This window comes from Pseudomonas sp. S3_C06 (assembly GCF_054667675.1).
The window spans coordinates 275,457-294,260 of the sequence record NZ_CP162747.1; the positions used below are offsets into that span (position 1 = coordinate 275,457).

At 58.7% G+C, this 18,804-nt stretch carries 13 protein-coding genes and 2 pseudogenes; 10 read left to right on the plus strand and 5 right to left on the minus strand.

Going from position 1 to position 18,804, the window contains the following annotated elements:
• Positions 1–211 precede the first annotated feature (211 nt).
• Together AB4N44_RS01125 and AB4N44_RS01130 are read right to left on the minus strand one after the other, a co-directional pair.
• The gene (locus AB4N44_RS01125) at positions 212–1,951 is read right to left on the minus strand and encodes a dipeptidase (RefSeq protein ID WP_460110651.1); all 1,740 of its coding nucleotides are present in this window, start codon (positions 1,949–1,951) and stop codon (positions 212–214) included.
• Positions 1,952–2,195: 244 nt separating this feature from the next.
• A complete protein-coding gene (locus AB4N44_RS01130) occupies positions 2,196–2,711 on the minus strand; it encodes a hypothetical protein (protein WP_460110649.1) in 516 nt (171 codons plus the stop codon).
• A 227-nt stretch (positions 2,712–2,938) separates the two neighbouring features.
• Here AB4N44_RS01130 and gcvA point away from each other — a divergent pair, with 227 nt between their 5' ends.
• From gcvA to AB4N44_RS01145, 3 genes are all read left to right on the plus strand, one after another.
• Positions 2,939–3,850: a transcriptional regulator GcvA gene (gcvA, locus tag AB4N44_RS01135; protein ID WP_460158221.1), complete on the plus strand. Its 912-nt coding sequence runs from the start codon at positions 2,939–2,941 to the stop codon at positions 3,848–3,850.
• A 67-nt stretch (positions 3,851–3,917) separates the two neighbouring features.
• A complete protein-coding gene (locus AB4N44_RS01140; RefSeq protein WP_460110648.1) occupies positions 3,918–4,745 on the plus strand; it encodes an EamA family transporter in 828 nt (275 codons plus the stop codon).
• A 30-nt stretch (positions 4,746–4,775) separates the two neighbouring features.
• On the plus strand, positions 4,776–5,537 hold the full coding sequence (locus AB4N44_RS01145; protein WP_127927320.1) for an SDR family oxidoreductase: 762 nt from the start codon (positions 4,776–4,778) through the stop codon (positions 5,535–5,537).
• A gap of 21 nt (positions 5,538–5,558) precedes the next feature.
• Here AB4N44_RS01145 and AB4N44_RS01150 read toward each other — a convergent pair whose 3' ends face one another.
• Positions 5,559–6,527: an AraC family transcriptional regulator gene (locus AB4N44_RS01150; protein ID WP_127927322.1), complete on the minus strand. Its 969-nt coding sequence runs from the start codon at positions 6,525–6,527 to the stop codon at positions 5,559–5,561.
• Between the two features lie 103 nt (positions 6,528–6,630).
• On the opposite strand from AB4N44_RS01150, the gene AB4N44_RS01155 reads away from it, so the two are divergent.
• The 3 genes and pseudogenes from AB4N44_RS01155 to AB4N44_RS01165 form a co-directional block, all read left to right on the plus strand.
• On the plus strand, positions 6,631–7,881 hold the full coding sequence (locus AB4N44_RS01155; protein ID WP_127927324.1) for an MFS transporter: 1,251 nt from the start codon (positions 6,631–6,633) through the stop codon (positions 7,879–7,881).
• Positions 7,882–8,454: 573 nt separating this feature from the next.
• Positions 8,455–9,330: pseudogene (locus AB4N44_RS01160) on the plus strand (cache domain-containing protein); the annotation flags it as partial.
• A gap of 375 nt (positions 9,331–9,705) precedes the next feature.
• A pseudogene (locus AB4N44_RS01165) lies at positions 9,706–10,242 on the plus strand (methyl-accepting chemotaxis protein); the annotation flags it as partial.
• A gap of 126 nt (positions 10,243–10,368) precedes the next feature.
• Here the strand turns inward: AB4N44_RS01165 and AB4N44_RS01170 are convergent.
• Positions 10,369–11,283, minus strand: a complete 915-nt coding sequence (locus AB4N44_RS01170) for a LysR family transcriptional regulator (protein ID WP_007914920.1) — start codon at positions 11,281–11,283, stop codon at positions 10,369–10,371.
• A gap of 269 nt (positions 11,284–11,552) precedes the next feature.
• Between AB4N44_RS01170 and AB4N44_RS01175 the strand changes: the two genes are divergently transcribed.
• The 4 genes from AB4N44_RS01175 (at position 11,553) to pgm (ending at position 17,794) form a co-directional block, all read left to right on the plus strand.
• Complete coding sequence (locus AB4N44_RS01175; protein WP_127927357.1) at positions 11,553–12,575, plus strand: zinc-dependent alcohol dehydrogenase family protein; 1,023 nt, start codon at positions 11,553–11,555, stop codon at positions 12,573–12,575.
• Between the two features lie 550 nt (positions 12,576–13,125).
• Positions 13,126–14,592, plus strand: a complete 1,467-nt coding sequence (locus AB4N44_RS01180; protein WP_460110646.1) for a hypothetical protein — start codon at positions 13,126–13,128, stop codon at positions 14,590–14,592.
• 49 nt (positions 14,593–14,641) lie between these two features.
• Positions 14,642–16,042 (plus strand): aminotransferase-like domain-containing protein, encoded by a 1,401-nt coding sequence (locus AB4N44_RS01185; protein ID WP_316918290.1) that lies wholly within the window; start codon positions 14,642–14,644, stop codon positions 16,040–16,042.
• A 105-nt stretch (positions 16,043–16,147) separates the two neighbouring features.
• Complete coding sequence (gene pgm / locus AB4N44_RS01190; RefSeq protein ID WP_077573003.1) at positions 16,148–17,794, plus strand: phosphoglucomutase (alpha-D-glucose-1,6-bisphosphate-dependent); 1,647 nt, start codon at positions 16,148–16,150, stop codon at positions 17,792–17,794.
• A 69-nt stretch (positions 17,795–17,863) separates the two neighbouring features.
• Here the strand turns inward: pgm and AB4N44_RS01195 are convergent, their stop codons facing one another.
• On the minus strand, positions 17,864–18,559 hold the full coding sequence (locus AB4N44_RS01195) for a pirin family protein (protein ID WP_460110644.1): 696 nt from the start codon (positions 18,557–18,559) through the stop codon (positions 17,864–17,866).
• Positions 18,560–18,804: the final 245 nt, after the last annotated feature.

Sequence of the window (18,804 nt, forward strand, 5' to 3'; positions counted from 1 at the left end):
AATCGAATGAAGCAAAGGTAACTATCATTCGGAATGATATAAGAGCCGAACGAGCCCTCTAGCATGCACCTTTCGTTAGGTGGCTATCAATCTCTCTGAAGGCAACTCTGTGTTGCCCAGTGTGCAAAAGTCTGGGGCGAGGCTGCGCGGCGGGGATTATGCGGGGATTAAAAATGCCGAACCCGCCATGGCGGCGGGTTCGACAATGCGGTCAGAGTTTCGGCAACTGACCGATGCGGCCAATCATTTCCGTGACGATCTGCAGATCCAGCTGGAATTGCTCCACGGTCTTGAACTCGCCATCGGTGTGACCGGTGTACTTCACATCCGGCATCGCCAGACCGAACTGCACACCGTTCGGCAGTTCATGCACCGAGGTGGCGCCTGCGGAGGTGCCGAACTCGTGTTTCATACCGAGGTTTTCTGTCGAAACCGCCAACAATGCCTTGACCCATTCGCCCTCAGGATTGCGGTACATCGGCTCCGCAATCGAGTAGTCGAACGCAACCGCTACGTGGGATTTCTTGCTCCACGCCGCCAGTTTCTCAGCGATTTCAGTCTTGAGCTTCTCCGGCGACTTGCCCTTCGGCACGCGCAGGTTGACCGCGAGTTTGAAGGCCTTTTCGTCCATGCCGACGTAGGTCAGCGAAGTCGTCAGCGGCCCCATGAAGGAATCCGAGAAGCCGACACCCAGCTTGTTGCCCAGGTAATCCAGGCCCCAGTTGTCGGCGGCATAACGCGCGGCATCGGTGATGTGGTTGTGCTTGAGTGCGATTTTGCCATCAAGGCTATTGATAAAGACCAGCATGCGCGCGACCGGGTTGACCCCGGATTCGGGCTCGGAGGAGTGCGCGGACACACCGGTCACGGTCAGTTTGACGTCTTTGCCGTCAACCTTGGCGTTCACCTGGAAATCGCCGCCATTGCGCTTGGCAAACTCGTCACCGGCCTTCTGCAGGCTGGCAGCCAGCTCCGCAGGCTTGTCGGTGACCAGGGTGGCGACCGACGCCGAAGGAATCTGGTTGGTCGCCAGGCCACCGGTCATCGAGGTGATCTCCGCACCTTTGCCTTCACCTTTGCGCTTGGCAAAGTTGGCCATGACCGTGCCGTAGCCTTTCTCGGCAATCACCACCGGGTAACCACCATCCAGCGCCAGGTTGTAGTTCGGCGTCGGATTGCGTTCGAAGTAGTAAGGGATCGCGTCGCCCGTGGTTTCTTCGGTGGTGTCGACCAGCAGCTTGAAGTTGCGCACCAGCGGCAGTTTTTCTTCCTTGATGACTTTCATGGCGTAGAGCGTGACCACGATACCGTTCTTGTCATCCTCGGTGCCGCGACCATACATGCGGTCACCGATCCGGGTGATCTTGAACGGGTCGAGGCGGGTGCCATCCTTGAGCACCCAGTTTTCCGGCGTCACCGGTACCACGTCGGCGTGCGCATGAATGCCGACGACTTCATCGCCACTGCCGTCGAGGGAAATCTCGTACACACGGTTGTCGATGTTGCGGAATTTCAGATTGAACGACTCGGCAAGGCTCTTGATCTTCGCGGCGATCTTGATGAATTCCGGGTTGTCGTGCTGTTCGACGCCGTCTTTGCGATAGGTCGGGATCTCGACCAGTTCGCGCAGGGTCTCGGTGGCGGCAGCGCTGTATTTCGCTCGCGTGTAGAGACCCAACAGACGATAGATTTCGTTCTGCTGCTCGGCCGTCAGGCTCTTGTTATCGAGGTAAGCGCCAATAGCCGGGCCGATGTCGGCGGTTTTCGCCAGATCGCTCTTGCCCAGGCTGCCGAGGAACTGGCGGAAGTCTGTGGCTTTGTCGGCGCTGTAAGTCTTGAGAATTTCAGCGCTCTGCTGCGGGGTGATATTGGCTTGCGCGGGCGCCGTGAACACGGCAAGACCGGCCAGCATCAAGGTGGTGGCCGCCAGTTTTTTGAAAGGGACATTCATTACGAAGGGCATTCCTTTGCAGGGCAGTGAGTAAGGCGTGTCTCAACATTGAGACACATACACTTACAAACTAACACCGTGCCAGAGCCTTGCGGGAGTCCTGAAAGGGGATCTGTCGCACAAAAATGCAAAAGAGGCGCACAAATGAAAAAGCCCGGGGACGGTTTCCGGGCTTTTTTATGGGGGCAATCAACTGACGATCAGAGCTTCGCCAATTCCCTGCGCCAGGCTCAGCAAAGGGCGGTTATCTGAAGATCTGCTCAATCATGATCCTGGCCGGGATGAATAGCGTGTTCGTGTAATAGGCCTCATACCCATAGGCAGTTATGCGAACTTTGCACGGGATTGAAGCTTGCGACGCCAGCAACGGTTTGATGGCGTCGTAGTCATTCAAGTCGCGTTGGGTGCCATCCGCATTGGTGTAGTAAAAGATCAGATCGGAGGAAAACTTGTAATTGGGCCTGGCTTGACTGCTTGCGTTCACTCGCCCTTCGGCTTTTACCGCGATTGGATGCTTGGATGAGAACTCCATGTCTCGGTTCAGAGAGCAGATCAGGGTAGGGCTGAGCTGGTTGGCACTTTCGTAATCATTGAAAGCGTTCTGCAAATCCACAGTGGAGTTGAAGTGTGCCGTGAACAGGTTGGCGGGGCCGAGTTGAAACGACGATAACGTGAGGCCGGCGGGTGGAATACTGGCCGTTTTTACGCAGCCAGTGCAGAGAATAACGCCCAGGTAAATGACCGCGCGGAAGCTGTTCATTGGCCAAAGATACCGTTGATTGAATCAAAAATCAGATCGCAGGCGGACTTCGTTCCTTGCACAGGTTCGAAAAACAACCAGTCAGCAGAAGCACGGTGCTTATCAATGGTTTTATTGATGGTCGGACCTGCCTCGATATTCCAAGTGACGTTTCGAGTGAGTTTGGTTCTATCATGAGCTGGCGTTCATGTAAGCACTTTTCTGATAACTCGCTGGATGCTGCCCTAATGAGAGACCTGCCGCCCACCGCGACCTTGCGCGCATTTGAAGCTGTCACCCGGCACTCGACCTTTACGTCGGCCGCACAAGAGTTACATGTGACTCAAAGCGCGGTCAGTCATCAGCTCAAGCATCTCGAGGCCCTTTGGGGGGTGCAGTTGTTTGAACGTGGCAAGGCGTTACGCCTCACAGCAGCGGGGGCTGCGCTGGCGCCCATCGTGCGCGAATTTTTCATCAGCCTGGAGGCGACTTTGGGGGATTTGCGCGAGCAAAAAGACAGAGTTCGACTCAGCGTCAGCACCACTTATTCTTTCGCTCTCAAATGGCTGCTGCCACGCTTGCCGCGTCTCTCTCGTCAGCACCCCGAGCTGCTGGTCTCGCTGGACACCACGGACGAAATAATCCACTTCTCTCACGGCCAGGCTGATGTTGCGATCAGGCTAGGCAAGGGCAATTACCCCGGTCTGCATTCGGAGTTCCTTTTTGGGGAGCAGGTATTTCCTGTGGCCAGCCCCGAACTGCTGCGGCGCGATGGGACACCACAGAGCCCCGCAGAGTTGTTGCATTTCCCGCTGCTGACGCGGGATGGTGCCGAACTGGTGCCAAAATGGGAGGTATGGTTTCAAGCCGTCGGGCTGGCCTATTTGCCGCTCAAGGAGAGCGTCAGATTTGGCGACACCAACATGACGGTCGAGGCAGCCTTGCTCGGCCATGGCGTTGCATTGGTGCGCAGCGGGCATGTCGAGAACGAAATCAGCGATGGCCGTTTGGTGCGGTTGTTTGATGTGCCATTCCCATCACCGCTGGCGTACTATTTCGTCTGCCCCAAGGGCATCGAAGCGCAACCGCATATCGCCAGCTTTCGCCAATGGTTGGTCAGTGAGGCGCTGAAGTCCAACGACCGGATGGGTGAGTCATGAGTATACGTTCATGCTGCGATGAGGAGGCTTCGCTTTAGTCCCGTTGCCGCATTGCCTAAAGTGGCGCATGCCTATTCATATCATCTTCCTCGTGCTTTTCGCCGCGCTCCTGCATGCCAGCTGGAATGCGCTGCTGCGTAGCGGCGCCGATCGGTTGTGGTCGATGACGTTGATGTGCATTGCCATCGCCATCACCAGTGTTGTCGCCGCAGTGTTCATGGATCCCCCCGCGATTGAGAGCTGGGGCTATGCGGTGCTGTCGGGGTTGCTGCATGTCGGCTACAACCTGTTTCTGGTGCGCAGTTACCGGGTCGGCGACCTGGGGCAGACCTATCCGATCTCACGTGGATCGTCGCCGGTGCTGATTACCTTGGGGGCCGCCGTATTTGCTGGAGAAAGCATCACGCCTGACGTGTTACTCGGTATTGCGCTGGTGTCAGGCGGGATTATGTCGCTGGCTTTCAGAGGGCGCAGTCTGTCGGTTCCCAGCCTGCCTTATGCGCTGGGAACGGGCGGCTTTATCGCAGCCTACAGCGTGGTCGACGGCATCGGCGCCAGGCTCTCCGGCGCGCCGCTTGCCTACACGGTGTGGATGTGTGCGCTGTGGGGCGTACTGATGCCAGTGATCTACATCGGCCTACGCGACACCCGCAGCTTGTTCTCCGTCCGGCCCGGAACAGTGACCGCGTTGGTCGGCGGGCTGGTCTCTTTGCTCGCCTATGGAATGGTCATCTACGCCATGAACGAAGCGCCCTTGGGCGCGGTATCGGCATTGCGCGAAACCAGCGTGCTGTTTGCGGCGTTGATCGGCTATGTGTTTCTCGGCGAGACGCTCACCGCGCGCCGGATACTGGCATGCGTAGTGATCGCCAGCGGCACCCTCATCATTGGCTGATACAGCCCAACGGCTCAGGAGTCATGTTTCATGGTCAACGTCTCGCAGGCACCGCTGATTCTAATCACGGGTGGAAGTCGTGGAGTGGGGGCAGCCACCGCGCGGCTGGCCGCCGCAAGAGGTTATGACGTGGCGATCAGCTACGTTGCCAACGAGTCCGCGGCGCTGGCCGTGGCTGCGGATGTAGAAGCATTGGGGCGCCGGGCGTTGACGATGCGGGCCGACAGTGCGGACCCCCAGCAGGTGGCCGATTTGTTCGCGGCCATCGATCGCACGTTCGGACGTATTGACGTCCTGGTCAATAACGCCGGGATGCTGGCGCCTCAGTCACGTCTGGAAGACCTCGGTTTCGAGCGGATGCAGCGCATCTTTGCGGTCAATGCCATTGGGCCAGTTCTCTGTGCCCAACAGGCGGTGAAGCGTATGTCTTACCGCCACAACGGCCCGGGCGGCGTGGTGATCAATGTGTCTTCGGCCTCGGCGCGCCTCGGCAGCCCCAATGAATATGTCGACTATGCGGCGTCAAAGGGCGCGTTGGAGACGTTCACCATTGGCTTTGCAAAAGAGGTGGCTCGGGAAGGCATACGCGTCAACTGTATTCGCCCCGGACATATCTATACCGACATGCATGCCAGTGGCGGTGAGCCGGGGCGGGTGGATCGTGTCAAGGATTCGATCCCGATGGGGCGGGGCGGACAGCCTGAGGAAGTAGCTCGCGCGATTCTATGGTTGGCGAGCGCGGAGGCATCCTTCGTTACCGGTACATTCCTCGATGTAACGGGGGGCAAATGAGTCAGTGGCACGGATCATCCACTACCTGCGTTCGGCTTGCCTAACCTTGCGACTCAAACCCGGTGTCTTGCCCGTGATGCGCTTGAATGCACGACTGAAAGCGGCCTGGGATGTATAGCCCAAACGCTGCGCTACCTCTTCAATCGGTAGCCTTTCGAGGGTCAGCCACTGGCTTGCAAGCCGCATTCGCAGTTCGGTGACATAGCGCAGCGGGGCCATGCCAATCGTCGCCTGGAAGCGGTCCGCGAAGGCCGAGCGTGAGGAATTGCAGTGCTCTGCCAACTGCGCAACAGTCCAGTCGCGGCCCGGTTGTTGATGGAGCGCAAGCAGTGCACCGGCCAAGCGGGGATCGCGCAAGGCGGCGACCAGGCCAGAAGCATTGCCGCAGGCGCACTCGACCCAGCCGCGAACGACCATGGCCGCCACCACGTCGGCCAAACGCGCGAGGATGCCAGCGAAGCCGACGCGTGCGGCGCTTACCTCGCGTTCCATGGTGGTCAGGATCGGCACCAGCCCGGGGTAACGCTGGCCGCCGGCATCAATCAGCATCAGTCCCGGCATCAGCCGGCCAAGGCCATGGATACTGCCCAGCTCAAACTCCATACAACCACTGAACAGAATAGTGCTCGGAGTGGCGCCGGCATCGGTTCCGGTATCCACCGCGCTGACGGTGTCACCCAAGGGCGCGCCGTCTAGACGGTCGATGTCTTGAACAGGCGCGTCCGGATGGGAAAACAGTTGATGGGCCGCGCCATGGGAAATAAACACGGCGTTGCCGGCAGACAGCGCGTACGTAGTTCCGTCCTCCATCCGCAACACCGCATTGCCGACGGCCATGAAGTGGAACCAGGCGTGCCCAGTTTTTTCCGCGAAGCCCAAACCAAAGGCAGGGCCCGCCTGGATGCGCCGGTATTCAACGCCACGCAGACGCATGCCGCGCAACAGTTCGTTGATGAGGTCCGAGGAAAGAGCAAACTGATCTGCAGGCATAGTTCAGGTGTTTTGGTCAAAAAGTAGAGATTATGGATCATAGATCATCCAAGTTTCGGCGCCTAGACTCCGGGCTCGCCATGAATATCGGGAGATCCGTGCAATGACTGACTGTGTATGTAACACCGTAGCCGACCGCCATTGCGGCGTCGGCGCGGACGTAGAGCCTGCAACCCCCGCGTGGATGGCCGTATTTTCGTTGGCAATGGGTGTGTTCGGGTTACTGACCGCTGAGTACCTTCCGGCCAGTTTGTTGACGCTGATGGCTACCGACCTGGGAGTGTCTGAAGCGCTGGCTGGCCAGGCGGTAACGGTAACCGCCGTGGTGGCGTTGTTCGCTGGCTTGTTGGTGCCAGGCCTGACCCGCGGCATCGACCGACGCTGGGTGTTGTTGGGTTTTTCGACGTTGATGGTCGCCTCCAATCTGTTGGTCGCCGTTTCCTCCAGCTTCGCGGTGCTGTTAGTGATGCGCATCTTGCTGGGCATTGCCCTTGGCGGGTTCTGGAGCATGGCGGCGGCGGTAGCGATGCGCTTGGTGCCGAGTGCCTTGTTGCCCCGGGCGCTGTCGATCATTTTCAGCGGCATCGCCATCGGCACGGTAGTGGCAGTGCCGCTGGGCAGCTATCTGGGTGGGCTGTATGGCTGGCGCAGCGCGTTCTTCGCCGCGGCGGCGGTAGGCATGGTGACCTTGGCTTTCCAGGCGTTCACTCTGCCGCGTCTTGCGCCGCGCCGGCCGGCACGCCTGCGCACTGTGCTCGAGGTGTTGCGGCGCCCAGGCATCGCTATGGGGATGTTCGGTTGTGTGCTGGTGCACAGCGGCCATTTCGCGATGTTTACGTATGTTCGGCCATTCCTTGAAGGGACTACCGGCATCGGCGCGCAAGGGTTGTCACTGATGCTGCTGGGGTTCGGTGTGGCGAACTTCGTCGGCACGCTATTGGCCGGCAGGCTGCTGGAGCACCACCCGCTGGCCACTCTGGTGCTGATGCCCGCGCTGGTCGGCGTTGCAGCACTGGCGTTGGTGCTGTTGCCGGCCTCGGTACTGGGGCAAGCGGTACTGCTGGCAGTCTGGGGCATGGCCTTTGGTGGTGTGCCGGTGGCGTGGTCGAACTGGGTCGCCAGCGCGGTACCTGATCAGGCGGAAAGCGCCGGAGGCATGGTAGTGGCCTCTGTGCAGTCAGCCATCGCCACGGGCGCCGCCGCTGGCGGTGCAATGTTCAGTCTCGGTGGCAGCGCAGGCGTATTCGTAGCGGCAGCCGTGCTGATGCTGCTGGCGGCGTTGCTGATTGCCCTGCGTGTCCGCGTCCCTTCTGCCCATGGCGTTCACCAGGCCAAGTCCGTGCTGCACCTTTGATCCGGCTTGCCAAACCGCCTCGATCCGTCCGTAACCAGGGACGCAGCCGTGTTATCGAGCTGCAAGTGGGGCGAACCGATCCTGTTCCGTTACTGAACTCCCACGCCGCTAATGGGCCAGTTGGATCGGGTCCAACTGGCGCAGAAGCCGGATCCCGAAATCTGGCAGGGTTGGGTCAGTGAAGCGGCGGCCAGGAAAATCGATGCGACGTTTTGGAAGATTTTCCAAGGCAGGGAAGCCTTTCTTTAATCGCAGATAGATTGCGCTGAGTTTGCCGATGTTCGCCGTTCTAAAGTGCGCACCGTCGCGGTCGATAACTCAGAGTACGCATGGGCTCTATCTCCTCATAACAACACATGCGACGTTCACTGCTAGCGTTTCCCCTTGCCAAAACTATAAATATCCGCAGGTGAAGTCATGAATATCAAGCAGAAGCTGACCTGGGCGTTCGCAGCTATCGCGTGCGTCCCGGTCATCTTGGTCGCCGTTTTGGTAGTGCTGAATTTGCGAGAGGGGGCTCAGGCCAATTTTCTCGACAGCAGCGGTCGTGAGATCCGCCAGATCGACAATGGCATGAAGCAGTTTTTCGACGGCATAAGCCAAAACGTCGACTATATAGCCAAGGACCCGCGCGTTGTCGCGGCCAAAGAACTCAAGAGCTACGCGGGTGCCGAAGCCGCGCAAATTCCACTTACTCAGGCCAACAAAGAGCTGCTGGCGATATTTGAGCAGTTCGCCAAAAGTCATCCGAGTACTGCTTACCTGTCCCTGGGTCTGAGCGACGGCGGATACGCCAGTTGGCCGGACGACACCAAGCTGAACAACTACGATCCGCGCGTCCGTCCCTGGTATAAGGCGGCCATCGCCACGCCAGGCGCCACTGTGCGCACGGGTGCCTACTATTGGGCGCCGGACGATGTGACGCTGATCGGCACCGTGCGTACTGTCGCCGACGCCGCCGGGAATATCCTGGGAGTGGTTGGCCTTGATGTATCGCTTAAACAGCTCACTGAACTGGTGCGCAACATCAAGCTGGGCGATAGCGGCTACCTGATGCTGGTGGAAGACAACGGTAACGTGCTGGTAGACGCCAGCGACGCGAAGCACAACTTCAAACCTCTGGCCGACCTGGGTCCCAACTACGCCGAACTAGCCAAGGGAGGCGACGGCGTGACCCAAATCCAGATTGATGGCGTGGCCTACATGGCCAACGTGGTCAGTTCCAAAGACCTGGGCTGGCGCTTTATCGGCCTGATCAAGCGTGATGAAGTGATGGCCGACGTCAGCCGGCTGACCTGGTTGATCGCCGCCATTGCAGCGGCATTGGCGTTGGTGTTCGCGATAGTAGGCGCCAGCTTTGCCAGCGTCATCGTGCGTCCGATTCGCGGCGTGGCCGACGGCCTGCAAGAAATCGCGGAAGGAGAAGGCGACCTGACGCGCCAACTCCAGGTGCAGGGCAAGGACGAAACCGCCAGCCTGGCGGGCTGGTTCAACCAGTTCCTGAGCATGATTGCACAATTGGTGCAACGCATAGGCAGCGCCTCATCTGACCTGCAGACCGCGGCCGCCGAGACTAGCGAAGTGGCCAACAACATGAACCAGGCTGCAGGTCGCCAGCGTGAGGCCGTGGAGTTGGTGAGCACCGCGTTCAACGAAATGGTCGCTACTGCCAACGAAGTTGCACGTTCGTGCAGTGCTGCCGCGTCGAGTGCCGACGAAGGCTACCGCGACGTACATGACGGCCAGCAGCACATCGGCGAAGCCACCGGCAGCGTGCTCAAGCTCAGCGAAGACCTGCAAAAGTCGACCCAGACCATGCAGTTGCTGGAGCAGGACAGCCAGAACATCAACACCATTCTCGATACCATCCGCTCGATTGCCGAGCAGACCAACTTGCTAGCGCTTAATGCGGCGATTGAAGCGGCGCGCGCAGGTGACCAAGGCCGAGGTTTCGCCGTAGTCGCCGACGAAGTCCGCGCCCTGGCTCGCAGGACAGCCGACTCCACCGGCGAGATCGACAGCTTGCTGGGCAATCTCGCCCGCCGCACCCAAGAGGTCACGCAGCAGATGCAAGGCAGCCTGCAAGTGTCCCACGCCAGTGTGGAACGCATTCAGCAGGCGCGTGACAGCTTCGACAAGATCCGTGGCTCGGTGGACTCGATCCGCGACCAGAATACCCAGATCGCCACAGCCGCTGAGGAGCAGCACCAGGTGGCCGAAGAGATCAATCGCCACATCGCGCAGATCCATGCCGATGCCCAACTGGTCGAAGGCTTTGCTCAGTCGTCACAGGCAGGCTCGGGTCGATTGATAGACATTTCCGGTCAGCTGAAAGGCCTGGTGGGTCGTTTCAAATATTAGTATCCCGACCCGAATGAAAACGGTGAGCGTTCACCGTTTTCATTCGGCCGACATACGCAGTTTTATTGCTTCCACTGTTCCGTTGAAACCTCAGGCCGGTCTATCGAATAGCGGAGAGTCCTAGCTCTAGAGACTATCCGGATCCCCAAAAAACATCTGAATCCGCGACCGCAACCAACGCTCCCCCGGATCATTATCCTGCGACCCCCGCCAAGCCATGTGCAGCTCAAACGTGCGCGTCGGCAACGGCGGATCTTCCGCGCGAACGCCGCCAGCCGCCGTCAACGCCTCCGCCGTGTAATCCGGCACTGTCGCCACGATGTCAGTGCCCGCCAGCAACGTACTCAAACCATTGAACTGTGGCACGGCCAGCACCACATGCCGTTTGCGCCCCAGTTTCTCCAGCTCTTCATCAATAAAGCCACTGAGGTCGCCGGCAAACGACACCAGCGCATGCGGACGTGCGCAGTAATCGTCCAGGCTCAGCGGCCCCGGCACGGTATCGGCGCGCAGCAATTTTGGTGCGCTGCGACGCAGGACCTTGCGTTTGGCGTTGGCCGGCAGGTCCGTGGTGTAGCTGACGCCAATGGAGATCTCGCCGGAGGCCAACAGGCCCGGCATCAATATGTAGTTGACGCGACGGATCACCAGCACGATGCCCGGCGATTCGGCGCGCAGGCGTTTGAGCAGCATCGGCAGCAGGGCGAATTCGACGTCGTCGGACAAACCGATCCGAAATACCGAAGTGCTGGTGGCCGGGTCGAATTCGGCCGCGCGGCTGACGGCGGTCGAAATCGAATCGAGGGCAGGCGAGAGCAGGGCGAAGATTTCCACCGCGCGGGCGGACGGTTCCATGCTGCGCCCGGTGCGTACAAACAGCGGATCATCGAACAGGCTGCGCAGGCGCGAGAGCGCCGCACTGATCGCCGGCTGACCGAGGAACAGCTTTTCTGCCGCCCGGGTCACACTGCGTTCGTGCATCAATGTTTCGAATACGATCAACAGGTTCAGGTCGACACGACGCAGGTCATTACGATTCATCTGGAGTCCTGGCAGAGTCATCAAGCTTGACGAGAGCGGCCATATGAGAACAATGGCCGGCATGAATCTTACGGGGAAAGGCTGGTACTCTGCACCGGAAAATTCAGCTTTACTGAGACGGTGGCAGCAGTTTTTCATGGATTTTGCCAATGCCGCCCCTGCTGCGGAATCAATGACAGGCATGTCGACTATTAATAGCCACTGATAGTCTTGGGTCAAAAGCCCAGATAGAGTTCATGGCATTAGAGGTTACTTTGACGAGGTTTGCGATGTCCCGCACGATCCGTTTTCACAAGTTTGGTCCGGCCGAGGTGCTCAAATGCGAAGAGCATGCGGCCGCTCAGCCAGGTCCTGGCGAAGTGCAGGTGCGCGTCGAGGCGATCGGCATCAGCTGGTATGACACCCTCTGGCGTCAGAATCTGGCCTCGTCTCAGGCGCGACTGCCTGCGGGTCTTGGTCACGAGATGGCCGGTGTGATCACCGCTGTCGGCGACGGTGTCGATGATCTGGCAGTGGGTGACAAGGTCGCCAGCTTTCCGGCCGAGAGTGCGAACGACTACCCGGTCTACGGCGAGTCGATCGTACTGCCGCGTACCGCGCTGACCCGTTATCCGGATGTGCTCACCCCGATCGAAGCCAGCGTGCATTACACGCCATTGCTGATCGCCTACTTTGCCTACGCCGATCTGGCGCGGGTCAAACCGGGGCAGTTTGCTCTGGTCACGGACGCCAGCCATTGCGCCGGTCCTTCGTTTGTCCAGTTGGGCAAGGCGATGGGCGTACGCGTGATCGCTGCGACCAAAGAAGCAGAGGAACGCGAGTACCTGCTGTCCCTTGGCGCTGAAAAGGTCATCGTCACCGAAGAGGAAGATCTGTTGATGCGAATCAACAAGATCACTGACAACCGCGGTGTCGACGTGGTGTTCGACGGCCTCGGCGGTCCACAGATGTCGCTGCTTGGCGATGTACTGGCGCCGCGTGGCAGCCTGGTGTTGTACGGCTTGCAGGGCGGCAACCAGACGCCGTTCCCGGCCTGCGCAGCGTTCCAGAAGAACATCCAGTTCTTCGTGCACTGCATCGGCAACTTTACCGGCAAGCCGGAACTGGGCATCACTCAGGACCACGTCGCGTTGCAACGCGCCCTGCGTGACATCAACCAGTTGACCGCTGACCGTGTGTTGCTGCCGCTGAAGACGCGTGTATTCCCGTTCAACGAGTTCGTCGAAGCGCATCGCTACATGGACGAATGCCCGTGCCGCGAGCGGGTAGCGCTGCAAGTCGAACCGGCGTAAGCCCTGTCATCAGAGTCCGTGGCCCCACGGACTCTTCTGCGTTTAGCTTCCCTCCTGAAAAAACAGCGCACTGTGATAATGCCCCCATGACCGTTCAGCAACTGAACTGGTTTTTGCACGCGATCTGTATCTTCTAATCACAATGTAAGCCCTGATAATTGAATGATTACTTTCATCTCAAGGAATGAGCCATGTCTGTGCATTCAATTTGTCCTGTGCGATATAAAACGGCTAAATCTGTTGGTCGCGCCTATTTCTGTTTAATTGTTGTAGTCCTATTCGGAAACCGCTTCTCTTTTTCTTGTACTCACTTGTCGTGGGACCTTGTGGGAAGTTTCCTAGGACTGCGTCCAGAAAAAATTATCCCAGCAATTACAGGGGGTTGAGGCTGCCGTTCAGCGGCTGAAGGGGTTTTGTCAGCTCAAGTGTTTCAAATAACTTCAAACTTGTAAGTGTTAGCATTCGAACGTCTATTACTTATTGATGAATTGTCGCCTGACTGATGTTTCAGTGCGTGCGGCAGGAAACTTTCGATACTGGGTAAATACCGATGAGCACGATCCATGATCAGGCAATGAACTATGTCTACCAGCAAGTGTTGCAACGTTTGCTGAGTTTCTTTTCCCGCGCGGAGCGCACGGCGCTGCAGTTGCTGATCCAGCGACTGGCAGTGGCGGCGGGCGGCATGGAGAACATCGGTCATTTCAAGGTGCTGGTGAACCAGTCCGGGTCGCGCGACAGTTGTTACACCCTGGCATTGCTGCGGGCCGCGCAGTTGAGCATTGCTGGCCGTTCGCCTGCGACCTTTCAGCTACGGGTGGCGACCTTGCGCTGGAACGGCAACAGTGAGACGTCCCTGCAAAACATACACCGCAGCTACAGTGCACTGTTTCTGTATGACGACCCTCGGGTAGAGCTGGTGATGGTGGATCACCGCGAGGTTTTGCCGTTTGATCATCAGGCTCCCATTGGCGAAGCAGGTCGCGAGACCAATCGTATCAACCTGCTGTTGATCGGGCATCGTCGAGCCTGGAATGAACCGCTTGAATTGTGGGATGACGCTTATCTGGCCACCGCCGAGTTCTACGGTCAGGTTGCGCGCTGGAACAATGGCGTTGACGCGATGATCGGCAGTGAGTCCGCACGTCGTCAGCGGCACTTCCTCGACGGCCTGGAGCGCGCCACGCACAAAGCCGCGATTGCCGCGCCGCAGATGAGCACCGCCGGTTTTGAAATGCTGTTCCCGCTGCTCGACGGGCTGGGCGGAGATTATTACCGCGAGTTTTACTCTGACGAGGAGCGGGTAACCTGGCGCCCGGAAGGCCATTTCGAGGCCTGTCGGCGCACCAGTTTTATCAATATCAACGACATGATTGTCGGCAAACTCGAAGAACGCTGGCCTTTGTTGAGTGATTTTCTGGGCTTTCAGGCTGACGACGTGACGCTCTATCAAGGAGATGATGAACACGTGGAGCCAGTGGTGGCCGCGCATTTGCGAGGTTTGCAGGCGCAATTCATCGAGGGGCGGACCTATGAGGCCGGCGTCAGTGATTACCTGACCAGTCTGCTGATAACAATGCGGCAAAAGCAGGTTCCTGAGCCTGTTTGCGAACAATTGCTGGCGAGCTTCGGCGATCTGCAGGCGCCTGAGCATCTGCGTTTGCAGGCGGCAAACGCTTTGCAGGCCAATTTCGAGCTGAATGAAATCCAACTGACATGCCTTTTGTTTGCGCCTTTTATCAACGCGGGTGCCGGGCTTGAGCGGTTCCTGCGTAATTGTCATCCCGGGATGCTGGTGGCGTTGCCGGATCTGCATCGGGCAATGCAAGGGCTGCATGCTCCGGAGCAGGTACTGAAGTGGTTGACGGATGTCAGCGGGCTGCCCGTCAGGATGGTTGTGCGTCTGTATGCAATGGGGCCTGTGCGCATGCCTGAATCCAGCGAAGGTGCAGCGCAGAACGAAAATGAGGACGACACGCTGGCTGAGCCTCCCGCCGATCGATCGGCGGAAGGCTGATTGTGCGCTGCCTGTCCGGAGGTGAACCTGTGCCCATGGGCGCGGGCTCGTGAAAACATCGAGAGAAAATGACTTCGTTTACCAGGCGGTTTATCGCTATCTGAAGTTACTGATAGACGAGGCGGGGAGTAGCCCACCGGTGCGCTTGCCGTCACTGCGACAATTGGCTGATCGGCTCAATGTGTCGATCTCGACCGTCCAGTACGCTTATTCGCTGCTGGAGAAGGAAGGGCGGGTCTATTCGATTGCCAAGTCCGGTTACTACGCGCAGCCGCTGCACGTGATGGATTCGCCCGACAGCGGCAGTGATTTGCTGGAAACCGTTTACGTCAACGCGAGGCGACCCGGCATGTGCGTGTTGAGCGGTGATGAACCGGCCTCGCTGCAACCACTGGACAGTCCATTGCTGATGCTGGAGCGTGAACTGCTGCGCCAGTATCCTCGTCAGCCGCAAGCGTTGGTGCAACCTTGCGGAGAGCTGGAACTGCGCACCGTGCTGGCCGCGCGCTACACCTCGTCTACCGCCAATTACTGGCGCGCGGATGATGTTTACATCGGCGCCGACTTGCGCGGTGTCCTGGAAATACTGATTTCGGTGCTTGAGTTGCGTCGGGCCACGGTGATCGTTGAATCGCCTTGTGACTGGGTGATCTTGCGCCTGCTGGAGGCCGCTGAAGTGCGGGTTATCGAGCTGCCGCTGCTCGCCGGTGGCGTGATCGATTCGCAGCGACTGGAGTCGTTGCTCCAAAGTGAGCCGGTGCGTTTGATTCTTTTGTCGGCGGCGTTGAGCATGCCCCGAGGCACCTTGCGCCCACTGAGCAACCAGCAGGCAATCGCGCATCTGCTCGGGCATCACGGCACGTGGGTGCTGGAAAACGATTGTTACAGCGAACTTCATGAGGGCAGTGTCGTCCTGCGATTGCGCGACTGCCTGGACCCTGATCGTTTGCTGGTGTTCTCCACGTTCGAGAGATTCATCGGTGCCGAAGCGCCTTTCGGCTTTTTGCTGTCGCGTCATTGGCGCAATGAATTGCAAAGGCATTTCCTGTTGCGCGCGTTTCGCTTGTCGCCCATCCGCCAGAAGGCCATCGCCAGGCTGCTTGGCGGTGGTCGGCTGGATCAACATCTGGCCATATTGCGGCGAATGCTCAAGGAGCGGCGCACGCAGTTGATCGACCTGTTGCGCGAGCGCCTCGGTGATGCGTTGCAGATTGTCGAACCGCAGGGCGGCGCAACCGTCTGGGTGCGCTCGCTGCGACCGGTGAACATGGGCTATGTGTTTCAGCGCCTGCTCAGGCAGCAGATCGTTATTGCGCCGGGCGAGCTGTTCAGCCTGCAAGGTCTGCATGCACACCATCTGCGTTTAAGCCCGCTAACTCATGCCGACCATGACCTGGCCTGTGTGGTCGGGCTGATCGGTGACGCCTTGCGGCTGGCTCCCGCTGACTAACGTTAAAAAACATCGGGAGAGTTCCGGATAGATCCCATCGCACTGCGGTCAAACTGCCAGTAAACTGCGCTCCATTCCTGAACCACTCTATTTCAGAGGTTTTGCATGACACTCAGTCCTTTTGCGGGCAAACCGGCACCGGCAGAATTGTTGGTCGATATCCCGCGACTGGTAACGGCTTATTACACCGGACAGCCCGACGCCTCGATTTCCACTCAGCGTGTGGCGTTCGGTACATCCGGACACCGGGGCAGCTCGTTCGACTTGAGTTTCAACGAGTGGCACGTTCTGGCCATCAGCCAGGCGATCTGCCTGTACCGCGAAGCCCAGGGGATCACCGGGCCGCTGTTTGTCGGCATCGACACGCACGCACTGTCTACTCCGGCCGGTGCCAGCGCCCTGGAAGTGCTGGCCGCCAACGGTGTCACCGTGATGATCGCCGAAGGTGATGAATACACGCCGACACCGGCCATTTCCCACGCCATTCTCTGCTACAACCGTGGCCGCACCTCGGGCCTGGCGGACGGCATCGTTATCACGCCGTCGCACAACCCGCCACAAAGCGGTGGTTACAAGTACAACCCAACCAATGGCGGCCCGGCCGACACCCACATCACCAAGTGGATCGAAGCCAAGGCCAATGAACTGTTGGCCGCGAAACTGGCCGGTGTGAAACGCATCAGCTACGAGCAGGCGCTCAAGGCCAGCACCACGCATCGTCACGATTACCTGAACACCTACGTAGCCGACCTGATCAACGTGATCGACTTCGATGCCATTCGTGACGCCAAACTGCGTCTGGGCGTTGATCCGCTGGGTGGAGCAGGCGTGCGCTACTGGTCGGCGATTGCCGAGCATTACCGCCTCGATCTGCAAGTGGTCAACAAGGAAGTCGACGCGACGTTCCGATTCATGACTGTCGACTGGGATGGCCAGATTCGTATGGACCCGTCGTCCAGCCACGCGATGCAGGGCCTGATCGGCCTGAAAGAGCGCTTCGACGTCGCGTTTGCCTGCGACCCGGATCACGACCGCCACGGCATCGTGACGCCGTCCGGTGGTTTGCTCGCGCCGAACAACTATCTGGCGGTGTCGATCGATTACTTGTTCCAGAATCGTCCACAGTGGCGCGCGGATGCCGGTGTGGGTAAAACCGTGGTCAGCAGTGGTCTGATCGATCGTGTTGCCAAGCGTTTGGGTCGTCGTCTGTACGAAGTTCCGGTCGGTTTCAAATGGTTCGCTGACGGTTTGTTCGATGGCTCGCTGGGTTTCGGTGGTGAAGAGAGCGCCGGCGCATCGTTCCTGCGCAAGGACGGTGGCGTGTGGAGCACCGACAAGGATGGTCTGATCCCGGCATTGCTCGCCGCGGAAATGACCGCGCGCACCGGTCGCGATCCGAGCCAGGCTTACAAAGCGTTGACCGATGAGCTGGGCGAGCCGTTCTCGGTGCGCGTCGATGCCAAGGCCAATCCGGAGCAAAAAGCACTGCTGAGCAAGCTGTCACCTGATCAGGTCACCTCGACCGAACTGGCCGGTGAGAAAATCCAGAGCATTCTCAGCCATGCACCGGGTAACGATCAGGCCATTGGCGGTCTGAAAGTGATGACTGAAAACGGCTGGTTCGCCGCGCGTCCGTCGGGCACTGAGGACATCTACAAGATCTACGCCGAAAGCTTCATCAGTGACGACCACCTCAAGCAATTGGTGGTTGAAGCGCAGACCTTGGTGGATGGCGCCATCTCCAGCAAGTGATGTTCGCAAGCGCATGAAAAAAGGGGCAACCATGATGGTTGCCCCTTTTTTTGTCTGCCCTTCAGGCGATTAAGCCAAATCCACCAAGACGATTTCACTGTCCTCAATGGCCGTGACGCTCAGCACGCGCTCCTGTGCCACCGCCACACCGTCTCGAGCTTGTGCGCGCAAGCCATTGACTTCAATCACGCCGGTGCTCGGTACCAGATAGGCGCGACGGCCTTCATCCAGACGATATTCCGCCGTTTCACCCGCCTTGAGATTGGCCGCGACCAATCGCGCATCAGCGCGAATCCGCAGGCTCTGGTCATCACCATCCTTGCCGCTGGCCAAGGTGACAAAGCCTTCGCGCTGGCCTTTCGGGAATGGTTTGGCACCCCAGGATGGCGGTGCGCCGGTTTCCGTCGGCAGAATCCAGATCTGGAAGATCTTGGTGTCTTTTGCTTCCAGGTTGTATTCGCTGTGTGCGATGCCGGTGCCGGCGCTCATCACCTGGACGTCGCCAGCCTCGGTGCGGCCCTTGTTGCCCAGGTTGTCCTGGTGAGTAATCGCGCCTTCACGGACATAGGTGATGATCTCCATATCGCGATGCGGGTGCTGCGGGAAGCCAGTGCCTGCTGCAATCACGTCATCGTTCCACACCCGCAGGTTGCCCCAGTTCATGCGCTGCGGATCGTAGTACTCGGCGAACGAAAAGTGGTGATGGGCATCCAGCCAGCCGTGGTGGGCGCCGCCCAGCGAGCTGAAAGGTCTGAGTTCAAGCATGATCGTCTCCTCAAAAGGCTCGTCATAGGGTGTGAATGGATGACACCCGACGCGACACCGGTGGTTTATGACGGCCATCATCTATCAGCTAACAATCGATAAAAAGCGTAAAAAGTGCGGCGTTATGATCGAAATGACCGATAAGAAAACACCTCGAAAGGGTTTCATCTCACCTTCAGTTCATCGCCTAAACCAATGACCTGTAAGCATTTCGCTAGAACTGAACGGCAAATACAGACACCATA